Raw genomic sequence first — 11,342 nt, 5'->3', positions numbered from 1 at the left:
TGCACTTAACTTGACAATTCAAGATAAAAAAATAAATCATAAGTCTTGCTTACGCAGGTAGAAGATACCGATTGAGGCAAATACCAAAATTTCTACTATATAGTAGCCGAGACTGAAAAGACTGTTGCCGCTTATAAGATTTAAACCGGCTTCAGAAGAGTCAGTTGAAAGTAAGGCTAAGAAGAAGCCGATTAAGGTTGCTTGAACAATACGTGAGGCGAAACTAAGGCCAATGTAGACAAAAAGACCAGAGGTTTTTCCTCGGGTAAGAATGACAGCAAGTGCCATTGTTACCATTAAGGCGATAAGACTTAAAACATTAGAAAGAAGGGCGACGAAGAGGTCAGCAGAGTGAACAATCAAATCTAGAGACTCAAACATTTTAATGATGATTTCTTGATTAAATATGAAAAAGGTGAAAAAAGGAACCAACAAGATAAGAAACATTGCAGTTAACTGTGACAGGATTGTTGCTCCAATTTTGACGAAGTAGTATTTTACTCGAGAAACACCACTAGCAATCATCAAGCTCATCACCTTGTTCTTATAGTCAACGTTGAGCAGATGAAAAGGATAGATAAGGGCAAATATTGCAAGGGCAAGTATGGAAAAGGCAGTTGTAATACCGAGAAGTGTAATTAAGATAGGAAAGTCCTGAAACTGAATTTCACTCAGGCTTATAGCCAACCATGAGAAATTAAGTATTATACTTATAGAAATAAATACGATGAGGATAATCATATAGGTCTTATCCTGAATATTTTTATACATCTCCATTTTAAATATATTTTTAGCATTCATAAATCTTTTCCCCTATTTAATAAGTTCAACGAACTTACTTTCTTTTTTAATCTGATAAAATTCGATATCTTGAGCCACAGCCTGCTTAAAGAGATGACGGTAAACTTCCTCGGTTATTTCAAAAGTGAGCCAATTTTCAGCTTGACTTGTAAATTTTATCCCTGCTGTTTCAAGAAGAGCCGCCAGTTTACCAGGAGAATCTGTCTGTACACGATAGATATAGCTTTGATTTGTTTCTTTCAAGTCAAATTTTTCGATAAATTTTCCATTTTCGAGAACTAAAACTTCATCAGCGAGTGTCTCGATATCTTCTTGGACATGACTTGAGATAAGAATCATTCGTCCCTCTTGTTTTAAACCCAGAAGGTATTTTTTAAACCACTCGACAGTCGGCTTGTCCAACCCCCGAAATGGCTCATCAAAAATCAAAATTTTAGCATTATTCATGAGTGAAATGAGTAAGATTAATTTTTTATTCATGCCTAAAGAATAAGAGGCCACTTTTTCATTGAGACTTTCATGAATATTTAATTCTTGAGCCAGAGCAAGAGCTCTTTCTTCATCAAAATTACCACGTAACCCACCAAAATATCGCATATTGAAGAGGCCCGTATAGTTTTTATAGAGTTCCATATCATCAAGGACAATTCCAACAGAGGCAAGTAGTTTTGGGTTTTCTTTGACATTATTACCATCAATTTCAACAGAACCTGAGTAGTTGGTTATGATATTGGTTAATGTCTTGAAGAATGTTGTTTTTCCTACACCGTTTTTTCCCACGATACCATATATTTTTCCTTGTTCAAAAGTGACCGGAGCCAAATCTAAAACGCTATTGGCACGATAAGAAAATTTCAAATTTTTGACTGCTAGTGTCATTGCATTACCTTCTTTCATTTTATAAATAATTTTATCATGTACATTCAGTATTTACAAGACTTTGTGAAAAATGTCATAATTTTTTGGGATTTTGTTGATTGAGAGAATTATTACAATTATGTAAAGATATATTTCAAAAAAGGGTGTTTTTATTATAGCATGACTTCCTATGGATATACATTAATAGGAAAGATTTTTCAGTATTTTTAGAATGAAATTAGGAAGAGCTTGATATTTTTACTCTAAGAACCTTGAAAAATCATATAAATATCCAAACGTTACTTGGAAAATTAAATTAAAAATTGAGTGATATAATTTTGTTGTAGAAAAAAGTTTCGAGAAAGCCTACTATTAAGCAATCAGAAACTGAAATTTTACAAAAAAGAAAGGAGAGTTCATTATGAAGGCAATTACAGTTCGTCGTGCAACCAAAGTTGAAGCAACAGCTTGGTGGATTATTTTCTAAAAGTAGTCAAAAAATAACTGCTTCACAATATTTATCTCCTATTCAAGGATATAAGAGTAGGGGATAGTTTGTTTTTTTATTATGGAAAAACCTACATTAGGCTTTCCGTTAGTATTTAAAGTAAGGATGTCAAACAATCATGAGTGAAAAATATTTTTCTCCTCGTATCAAACCTATTTATCCCTTGTATCAACTTAATGAAGGCGAGTTTCGGATTGGAGCTCAGCTTGGAATTACAGCAGAGTTTGGAGATCCTAATGGGCAGTTATGGGCACTAGCTAATCTTCTTGATGGAAGAAGTTTTCCTAAAATTATAAAGGAAATGCAACAAAAATTTCCAGAGCTTTCCGAACGAGATATTCTTAAAGGTGTATCTATTTTGGAACAAGAAGGGTTTGTCGAGGAAAAAAATCTTCCCTTTGAAGAGAAGGTATCTGAAAGATATAAGGCTAATGTGAATTATTTTAGTCATTGATATTTTCAATAGTCTTTGCCGTTTTATGGTTAAGGATGTTATGGCAATTTCGCTTTTATACTAATTGTGATGGGAGTATTTTAGTGCAATGTTTTTTTGATAATCCGTCTTTTGCTAAAGTGCTTCCTACTGATTCTCTTAAAATCAAGCTATCAAGAATTTCTTTAAAAGTTTTGGGATATATTGTTTTAGTTGTCATCCTATACATTTGGATTTATCCTTTTATCGTCTATTTTTTTAAAAGTAAGTTTTGAAGGGAAGAGGCTATGCAGAATAACATTAAAGATTTTCAGGAAAATATATTGCAAATTGAAAATCTGACGAAGAGGTTTAAGCTTGGTAAAAAGAAAATAGTAGCTAACAATAAAGTTACAACCAGCTTTAAAGCAGGTGAATTAACTGCTATTATTGGACACAATGGTGCGGGAAAATCAACCCTATTAAATCAGATTATTGGATTAACAAAACCAAGTGAGGGAAAGATTTTCTTGAAAGGCTTTGACTTGTCTCAAGATACCTATCGAGCCAGACAAATGGTTTCTTTAATGCCACAAATTTATGCCCCGCTACCTGGAGTGACATTACGACAAGCCATCAGAGCTGTTTTTGATATCAGAGGAGGAAGGAAGAACCAGTTGGAGATGGTGGATAAGCTGATTCATAAGTTAGAAATCACTCCTTATGCAAATGTTCCATGCGAAAAGCTTTCAGGAGGGCTTCAACGTTTAACCCTGTTTGCCATGTCTATAGTTTATCCATCAGAAGTTCTACTGTTTGATGAACCTACCAATGATGTAGACCCAGTGCGAAGAAAAATTATCTGGGAATATCTGAGGGAACTGGCTAATGAAGGGCATATTGTTATCATTATTTCCCATAATCTTTTAGAGGTGGAAAACTATGCAAACCGGTATATTTTAATGGAAAAGGGGAGGATAGTACGACAAGGAACCCCACATTATTATGATGAAGAAGAAAGTTTATGCATGGTATTAACACTGTTTTTAAATAAGTATAATATTTTTGAAGATATTAATCGTGCGATGGATTTCAGATGTATTGATGCGGAATCAAAAATTGAAATAAGGTTAAAAGAAGAAATTCAGAAAATGGTCAACTTTGCGATGAAGCTTCACAAACAAGATAAAATAGTGAGTTATAGTCTAGCACCAATTTCGCTACTATCCTCTTATGAGGAGGTGTAAATGGAAAGAATGACAAAAGAAAAAGTATTCTGTTTACAATTTTTAGGTTTGATACGATGGAGCATTATTCGTCATAAAAATTTGTTTATTATTTTTTCCCTGACCCAAATTTTTCTATCTCTAGGGGTTGTGTTCGGAATCTCCTTAATGACGGAGCCAAAAAGTAAAATTGAGGCAGTTTATTTAGCTTCTGGTGCTATGACTTTGGGTGTTATTGCTGTTGGTTGTGTCTTATCAGCTCAGATAATAAATACAGCTAAAATTGAAGGGGTAATAAAATATCAAAGAACATTACCTGTTAGAAGAGGTCTTATATTGATATCAGATTTGTTCATTTGGAGTATTGCCTCGCTTCCTGGAGTATTCATGAGCCATTTTGCCTCCCAGCTCCGATTTGGATTTGGAGCAGAAATAAATTTGAAGAGTATATTAATCATCCTACTCATTCAAATCTGCATGATTAGTATCGGTTTTTGCATAGCCTATCTTTTTACACCAAACGTTGTGGGATTGGTAACCCAAATAATTATGATAAGTGGTTTACTTTTTTCACCAATTCTCTTTCCAGCAGATAGACTTCCAGCTTGGATTGGAATTGTGTATGAGAAATTACCTTTTGTTCCAGCGAGTCAACTTATTCGGAGTCAACTTTTCAATCAAGGAGTTTTCTTAATTGAAAACCTTCTTGTCATCATTATTTGGGGACTAATAGGTGTAAGTTTTTCACTCTATGTTCTAGAAAAAAGAAATTAAAGGAGCAGTTAGTAAAATGGCGACTGTAAAGATTAATAAGGTTCGTAAAAGTGTTGGAAAAAAACAGCTTCTTATTTCTGCCAGTATGGAATTTGAAAAGGGGGAAATTTGTGCGCTTATTGGTCCTAATGGTGCGGGCAAAACAAGCCTTTTAAAAATTATAACGGGACTTATAAAATCTGATTATGGTGATGTAAGTATTTTTAATAATACTTATTCATCTTATACAAGAAAGGAAATTCTGAAAAAAATAGGTTTAGTTTTGCAATTTCCTCAAGAAGTATTAAAAATGTCTGTTAGGGACATTTACCAAGAACATTTTCTTTATCTCGGAGTTTTTCCTGAAATTACTGTTGAGGAGATGCTTCATGATTTGGGATTAGAAGTTAACCCTGATGAAAGACCTATAAATTTCTCCTTAGGTATGAGACAGAGGCTCCTCTTAGGACTGGCATTATCACATCATCCAGATATCATCATTTTAGATGAACCGTTTAATGGACTAGATGTAGATGGGATTGTACTTATGAAAAAAATTTTGGTTGACTATGCTTCAGAGGCTCATACTGTTCTGATTACGAGCCATTCTTTAAAAGAGCTACAGGATATAGTTCATACAGTAATATTTATGAAGGAAGGTAAGACACAGGAAAAAGTGGATATGGCTACAATCAAGAAAAATTATGATGGAGATTTATTACAGTTCTATCAAGAATCAAAAAAACAAGGGGATACTAATGAATAAAACCCTCGTAAAATTTGAAGAGTCTAAGTTAGGAAAGTCTACTCGAATTGTTTTTTTTTTTTTTTCTTTCGTTTTTAACACAAATAGTGTTCTTGATTTTCTTTGCGCTTGTCGGACAATTTGATGTTTCAAGCTCTGATGAGGTATTGAAAAATTTAGTCGGTATTGGATCAATTTCAAGCACAATTACTTTATCTGTTCTTTCAATCTATGGAGCAGTATTGATGAATCATAGTATTGTTAAAAACTATATAGGAGAGGCTAGGATAAGACTTTATTCTCTTCCAAATGGACGAAGTGTATTATTTAAGGCAAAAATATATGCCTTTGTAAATAGAATGCTTTATTCACAATTTGCTGGTCTGTTATTGGCTAACTTTCTTTTCTGGATTGGAGTATCATTAGGGCTGTTTAAAGGAATTGATAGTAATGGTTTGAATTCAACTTTACTCTTGTTACTGTTGACAGCAGTAACAACATTAGTAACTTTGAGTATCGTGTTAATTTCAGTAGTTGTTGGTATACATTTTTCATCAACACAGATAACGTTAATTTCTGTTCTTCTCATGATTGTATGTCTGGGAAATGTGGTTGCTCAGTTGCTTTCATCAGCCTTAATTTTGACTTCATCTATGGTAGTTTTTCTGGCGTTCGTATCTCTAGCAGTGATTAATATATGGGCAGCTAAGATTGAAAAAGAGGAAGTTCTATAAAAATATCTGTCAGTCGCTTAGTTAGCCCTAAGTTAAAGAAGCCTCTGCCAAATATTCTTCAGCTACATAAAATTATCCAAAGAAGAGATTATAAGGTATAATTGTGCTTAATAAACAGGAGAGTATAGACAGAAGAATATAAAGAAAGATATAAGGAGACATTCATGTTAAGAATAGCTGTCTGTGATGATGATTTTGTTGTTTGTGATAAAGTAGAACAACTTATTCAAGATTATGATTCAACTGCCATTGTTGATGTATATCATACACCTCAAAGATTAATAAAGCATTTAGTAGATGAAAGTTATGACTTGTATATCTTAGACATTGAATTTCCAGAAGCATCTGGTTTACTCATTGCTAAGGAAATTCGCAGATTTGATGTAGATGTTCCGATTGTCTTTCTCACAAGTTTTGAGCAGTATGCAATGACAGTTTTTAAGTTGCATACCTTTGATTATGTTTTAAAACCCGTATCTCAAGATAAGATTTTCTCTTTGCTTAATAGAATAAAAAAGTATTTAGATATTGATAATAAACGATTTAGCTTTAAATTTAACAAGGTAGACTACAGTATTCCTTTGCGTGATATTGCTTATATTGAGAAAAATAAAAGAAGTGTATTTATTCATACAGACAGAGAAAAATATTGCGCAATCCTGTCAATTAAAGAGTTGCTTGTAATAATAGGGGAAAGCCTTGTGCGGGTTCATAATTCTTTTTGGGTGAATGCACAATATGTTCGGGAAATAAGGAATAACCATTTATTGCTTTATTTTTCCGACAAGTCCAACATTTATATTCCCATAAGCAAGTCCTATAAATTACAAGCAAGAAAATCAATTTTATTTCAATTGAATCATAAGGCATGAGTTATGATAATTACGATTGTAAATATTATTTCGTCAGCAATTAGCATATTCTTAGTCAATTATTTTTTTTCGACTCAAGAGGAAAAAACGGGAAGAAGTCGCATCAATATCCTATTATTTGTCTTTTTTATATGCCATCTCATTTTGAGCACAATGATTAAGGATCTGGCTTCTACCTTTTGGAAGTTATTACTCATTCTCTCAATATATATATTATTAGGATATAGACATAAAGTTTCTGCCTCACATACATTTTTTTGGTCGATAATTCTTTTGGGAACAGTACTTGGAGCGGAATTTGTGGGATTTCTATTCATGCTCCCATTGGCTTCAGCGGAAAAATACGCTCACCAAGAGGTGTTTGTAGTAATTAATATTATCCTTACGACTCTTATTGAAATAATTAGTGTTATTTTATTAAAAAAATTTGTTTATCGTAATGTTAATGATGGACAGAAGTTTAATCTTACAAGGTTATTGGCATTCTTATCGATACCGGTTATCTCAACATTATTAATGCACACATTATTGCTACAAACGATATATTCTCCAGAGTTCTCTTTTTTGCTTATACTTATTTTTTTTTGTTGGGCTAACGATAGTAAATTTGAGTGTTGTTTATCTTTATGTAAACTTATCAAAGCAGTATTCAAACCATGAGAAAATGAGTCTTGAAAAGGAAAGATTAGAGCAAGAAATAAAATTTTATGAACAAGTTAAACAGTCTCAACAAGAGATTCGTTCAATAAAGCACGATCTTCGAAATCAATTACTTGTTTTATTAAATAGGCTTGAAAACGGGGAAACATTTGAAACGATTAGGGCAATAAAACAAGCACTGTCTAATATGTCTTCTCGAAGTGCTTATATCTTAACTGAGCATCAAGCACTTAATTTCTTACTGAGTGAAAAGTATAAACAGGCAGAAGCATTGGGAGTGCTTTTAGAGGTGAAGAGTTTTATTCCAAAAAGTTTGAATATTGATGATGGGATTCTCGTTGCCATATTTGGTAATCTGTTAGACAATGCTATCCAAGCTTGTAGTCGCCTGAAAGATGAAAGACTTAAAACGGTCAAAATAGAGATTACTTTTTTCAAAAATAGATTGATAATTGAGATGTCCAATCCATTTGAAGTTGAAGAGGAAATAACTAGAAAATCGCGATTTACTGAAGGGATTGGTAGAAAAAATATCGCGAAGCTAGTTGAAAAAAATGGCGGTATTTATGAAAGCTGGTATGATGATTCGAAATATTTTGCATGCATTATCTTATTTAACTTGAAATATTAGTATTTCTGATGAGAAGGAAGTTTATTTTTTAGTTAGTATAGATTGATGAAAAGCAGCTTCTTTGGTTTTTTGCTATAATTAAAGGAACAATACTAGATTTGAAGCGAGAGAAAAAATGAATCCTTTATTAAGCGGAATGAATGAAAAACAAGCAGAAGCGGTAGAGACGACAGAGGGACCGCTTTTGATTATGGCGGGAGCGGGCTCTGGGAAGACACGGGTGTTGACGCACCGTATCGCTTATCTCATAGAGGAAAAAATGGTTAATCCTTGGAACATCCTGGCTATTACCTTTACCAACAAAGCAGCTCGAGAAATGAGAGAGCGTGCTCTTAAATTGACAGCTGCTGCTCAAGACACCTTGATTGCGACCTTTCACTCCATGTGTGTACGCATTCTTCGTCGTGATGCTGATCATATTGGCTATAGCCGTAATTTTACGATTATAGATCCAGGGGAACAAAAGACATTGATGAAACGTATTCTTAAAGAAGCTAATTTGGATCCGAAAGAATGGAACCCCAAAACCTTGCTTGGTACGATTTCTAATGCTAAAAATGCTCTATTAGATCCGGAAGCCTATGAAAGCCAAATTAATGCACGTAATCCTTACGAACTCCTTACAGCTAGAGTTTATAAAATTTATCAAGCAGAGCTTCGAAAAGCAGAAGCTATGGATTTTGATGATTTAATCATGCAAACTCTGCGTCTTTTTGATAATAATCCGGATGTTTTAACTTATTATCAGGGAAAATTTCAGTATATTCATGTCGATGAGTATCAGGATACCAACCATGCACAATACCAACTCGTTAAACTGATGGCACAACGGTTTAAAAATATTTGTGTTGTTGGTGATGCAGACCAATCCATCTATGGCTGGCGTGGGGCCGATATGCAAAATATCCTCGACTTTGAAAAAGATTATCCAGATGCAAAAGTCGTTCTCCTCGAGGAAAATTATCGTTCAACAAAAACAATCCTACAAGCAGCGAATAACGTCATTAAGAATAATGTTAATCGTCGTCCTAAAAAGCTGTGGACACAAAACAATACTGGCGAAAATATTCTCTACTATCGAGCAAATGATGAGCGCGAGGAAGCTATCTTTATTGCTTCAACAATCAATGATCAAGTGCAATCATGTCGTGAATATTCAGACTTTGTTATTCTGTATCGTACAAATGCGCAGTCACGTACAATTGAGGAAGCCTTGCTCAAGTCAAATATCCCATACAGTATGGTTGCAGGGACAAAATTCTACTCACGTAAGGAAATTCGTGATGTTATTGCATATCTGAATGTTATTGCCAATCCGCGGGACAACCTAAGTTTTGAGCGTATCGTAAATGAGCCTAAACGTGGTGTAGGGCCAAGTGCTTTGGAGAAGCTCCGCAATTTTGCCGATAGGCAAGGAAAATCTCTGGCTGAGTCGACACTAGATATCACCTTATCAGATATTCGGGGCAAGGCTTCTGGGGAAATCTATAATCTAGGCTTGATTTTTGACTTTCTACGAAACTATGCCGAAACTTCAACGATTACGGAGCTGGTAGAGGAAATGTTGGAGCGTACAGGTTATCTGAATTTCCTGCGTATACAGAACAATCTTGAAGCACAAGCACGCATTGAGAATATTGAAGAGTTTTTATCTGTGACTAAAAACTTTGATGAAAAGTTAGAAGTTCCTTTAGATGAGGTGACGGGGGAGCCGATTGAAGAAAGTGGTTTAGAGCGTTTGAGTCGCTTTCTCAATGAAGTAAGCCTCCTTTCAGAGGTTGATGAGTATGAGGAAGGAAGTAATGCGGTAACGATGATGACCTTGCATGCTGCAAAAGGTTTGGAATTTCCTGTGGTTTTCCTTATCGGTATGGAAGAGAATATCTTTCCTTTAGCGCGTGTCAATGATGACCCAGATGAACTAGAAGAAGAACGGCGTCTTGCTTATGTCGGTATTACACGCGCCGAGGAGTTTCTTTACCTGACCAATGCTAAACGGCGTGTTCTCTATGGTAAGACAAGCTCTAATCGCCCAAGTCGTTTTATTTTAGAGATTGATGACGAATTGCTAGACTATGGTGGTATTGCACATAAAGTAAATTCAAGCTTTAATGCCAGTTATAAAATGTCGGATGGTACAACACGTTTTGGTACAGGGATGTCGATGACCGATGCACTCTATAAACGTAAAGCAGCGGTCAATCCTGGCGCTACAAGGACAATAGAAAAGACAGATGTGATAACAGAAGACTGGAATATTGGTGATACAGCAGTGCATCGCAAATGGGGAGAAGGCATTGTTCTATCTGTGACAGGTACAGGTAAGAATATGGAGCTGAAAATCAAGTTCCCCGAAGTTGGGATGAAACGCCTTTTGGCAGCTATGGCACCTATAGAGAAGAAGGAGTAAAGATGGATAAAAAGCGCTGCAAATGGTGCCTCTCATCAGACAAGATGATTCACTACCATGATACATATTGGGGCGTTCCTGTTCATGATGACCAAGAACTATTTGCGAAACTTATCTTGGATATGAATCAGGCCGGTCTGTCTTGGTCAACTATTTTGAATAAGATGGAAACTTTTTACGAAGCCTATGACCAGTTTAATATTTGCAAAATTGCTAGTTACGATAAAGAGAAAGAAGAGGAGTTACGGCAAAATTCTGGTATCATTCGGAACAAATTAAAGATTGCTGCTGCGATTAATAATGCACAGATTGTTCTAGATATTCAAAAAGAATTTGGCTCTTTTAATGCCTACATCTGGTCTTTTACAAAAGGTAAAGTTCTTCAACATAAGATTACAGATGAAAGCCAAGTTCCTGTAACTAATGGTGTGGCAGAAGCCATGTCGAAAGACATGAAGAAGCGCGGCATGAAGTTTGTCGGTCCAACAATCATCTATGCTTATCTCCAAGCGATTGGCGTCATCAATGACCATGCAGAATACTGCTTCCGTAATAAGGAACTGCAATAAATTTTTACAAGTGTTAATTTAAAAATAAGGATAAAGAGTCTGGATAGTCCAGGCTTTTTTATTGTAAAGAGTTTTGGAAGACTTATCTGGACCTATTTTCTAAAAAAGGAGTGCTTCAAAATATATTTTTACCGCATCTAATCTGGTAAAACTTGGATATGAA

Annotated in this window: 12 protein-coding genes; 9 read left to right on the top strand and 3 right to left on the bottom strand. The window is 34.8% G+C overall.

The features are described 5' to 3' along the window. Window positions 1-36 precede the first annotated feature (36 nt). Complete coding sequence (locus B4H39_RS01550; protein ID WP_251421694.1) at window positions 37-801, bottom strand: ABC transporter permease; 765 nt, start codon at window positions 799-801, stop codon at window positions 37-39. A 12-nt stretch (window positions 802-813) separates the two neighbouring features. Continuing rightward, window positions 814-1,680, bottom strand: coding sequence for an ATP-binding cassette domain-containing protein (locus tag B4H39_RS01545; RefSeq protein ID WP_271328175.1), 867 nt, complete (start codon window positions 1,678-1,680; stop codon window positions 814-816). Window positions 1,681-2,285: 605 nt separating this feature from the next. Between B4H39_RS01545 and B4H39_RS01540 the strand changes: the two genes are divergently transcribed. Continuing rightward, window positions 2,286-2,621, top strand: coding sequence for a hypothetical protein (locus B4H39_RS01540; protein ID WP_251421699.1), 336 nt, complete (start codon window positions 2,286-2,288; stop codon window positions 2,619-2,621). 55 nt (window positions 2,622-2,676) lie between these two features. Here B4H39_RS01540 and B4H39_RS01535 read toward each other — a convergent pair whose 3' ends face one another. Beyond that, on the bottom strand, window positions 2,677-2,820 hold the full coding sequence (locus B4H39_RS01535) for a hypothetical protein (protein ID WP_202230407.1): 144 nt from the start codon (window positions 2,818-2,820) through the stop codon (window positions 2,677-2,679). 67 nt (window positions 2,821-2,887) lie between these two features. On the opposite strand from B4H39_RS01535, the gene B4H39_RS01530 reads away from it, so the two are divergent. The 8 genes from B4H39_RS01530 (at window position 2,888) to B4H39_RS01495 (ending at window position 11,179) form a co-directional block, all read left to right on the top strand. Continuing rightward, window positions 2,888-3,826 (top strand): ABC transporter ATP-binding protein, encoded by a 939-nt coding sequence (locus B4H39_RS01530; protein WP_251421702.1) that lies wholly within the window; start codon window positions 2,888-2,890, stop codon window positions 3,824-3,826. Next, on the top strand, window positions 3,827-4,579 hold the full coding sequence (locus tag B4H39_RS01525) for an ABC transporter permease (RefSeq protein ID WP_202230405.1): 753 nt from the start codon (window positions 3,827-3,829) through the stop codon (window positions 4,577-4,579). A 16-nt stretch (window positions 4,580-4,595) separates the two neighbouring features. Next, on the top strand, window positions 4,596-5,324 hold the full coding sequence (locus B4H39_RS01520) for an ABC transporter ATP-binding protein (RefSeq protein ID WP_251421705.1): 729 nt from the start codon (window positions 4,596-4,598) through the stop codon (window positions 5,322-5,324). A gap of 92 nt (window positions 5,325-5,416) precedes the next feature. Next, on the top strand, window positions 5,417-6,037 hold the full coding sequence (locus B4H39_RS01515; RefSeq protein WP_251421709.1) for a hypothetical protein: 621 nt from the start codon (window positions 5,417-5,419) through the stop codon (window positions 6,035-6,037). Window positions 6,038-6,201: 164 nt separating this feature from the next. Next, on the top strand, window positions 6,202-6,909 hold the full coding sequence (locus B4H39_RS01510) for a LytR/AlgR family response regulator transcription factor (RefSeq protein WP_251421712.1): 708 nt from the start codon (window positions 6,202-6,204) through the stop codon (window positions 6,907-6,909). Window positions 6,910-7,573: 664 nt separating this feature from the next. Continuing rightward, entirely contained in the window at window positions 7,574-8,200 is a 627-nt protein-coding gene (locus tag B4H39_RS01505) for a sensor histidine kinase (RefSeq protein WP_251421715.1), read from the top strand. A gap of 115 nt (window positions 8,201-8,315) precedes the next feature. Then, complete coding sequence (gene pcrA / locus B4H39_RS01500; RefSeq protein WP_251421718.1) at window positions 8,316-10,610, top strand: DNA helicase PcrA; 2,295 nt, start codon at window positions 8,316-8,318, stop codon at window positions 10,608-10,610. A gap of 2 nt (window positions 10,611-10,612) precedes the next feature. Beyond that, window positions 10,613-11,179 (top strand): DNA-3-methyladenine glycosylase I, encoded by a 567-nt coding sequence (locus B4H39_RS01495; RefSeq protein ID WP_251421721.1) that lies wholly within the window; start codon window positions 10,613-10,615, stop codon window positions 11,177-11,179. Window positions 11,180-11,342 lie beyond the last annotated feature (163 nt).

Source organism: Lactococcus sp. UBA7128 (assembly GCF_002492185.1).
In the GTDB taxonomy this organism is placed as follows: domain Bacteria; phylum Bacillota; class Bacilli; order Lactobacillales; family Streptococcaceae; genus Lactococcus; species Lactococcus muris.
The sequence above is the reverse complement of the archived record's forward strand: the minus strand, read 5'-3'. Positions and strand labels throughout refer to the sequence as shown.

What these genes read in the sequence shown, in the direction of transcription:
- B4H39_RS01550 (WP_251421694.1), bottom strand. Translation starts at nt 801, where the DNA reads ATGAATGCTAAAAATATATTTAAAATGGAGATGTATAAAAATATTCAG.
- B4H39_RS01545 (WP_271328175.1), bottom strand. Translation starts at nt 1,680, where the DNA reads ATGACACTAGCAGTCAAAAATTTGAAATTTTCTTATCGTGCCAATAGC.
- B4H39_RS01540 (WP_251421699.1), top strand. Translation starts at nt 2,286, where the DNA reads ATGAGTGAAAAATATTTTTCTCCTCGTATCAAACCTATTTATCCCTTG.
- B4H39_RS01535 (WP_202230407.1), bottom strand. Translation starts at nt 2,820, where the DNA reads ATGACAACTAAAACAATATATCCCAAAACTTTTAAAGAAATTCTTGAT.
- B4H39_RS01530 (WP_251421702.1), top strand. Translation starts at nt 2,888, where the DNA reads ATGCAGAATAACATTAAAGATTTTCAGGAAAATATATTGCAAATTGAA.
- B4H39_RS01525 (WP_202230405.1), top strand. Translation starts at nt 3,827, where the DNA reads ATGGAAAGAATGACAAAAGAAAAAGTATTCTGTTTACAATTTTTAGGT.
- B4H39_RS01520 (WP_251421705.1), top strand. Translation starts at nt 4,596, where the DNA reads ATGGCGACTGTAAAGATTAATAAGGTTCGTAAAAGTGTTGGAAAAAAA.
- B4H39_RS01510 (WP_251421712.1), top strand. Translation starts at nt 6,202, where the DNA reads ATGTTAAGAATAGCTGTCTGTGATGATGATTTTGTTGTTTGTGATAAA.
- B4H39_RS01505 (WP_251421715.1), top strand. Translation starts at nt 7,574, where the DNA reads ATGAGTCTTGAAAAGGAAAGATTAGAGCAAGAAATAAAATTTTATGAA.
- pcrA (WP_251421718.1), top strand. Translation starts at nt 8,316, where the DNA reads ATGAATCCTTTATTAAGCGGAATGAATGAAAAACAAGCAGAAGCGGTA.
- B4H39_RS01495 (WP_251421721.1), top strand. Translation starts at nt 10,613, where the DNA reads ATGGATAAAAAGCGCTGCAAATGGTGCCTCTCATCAGACAAGATGATT.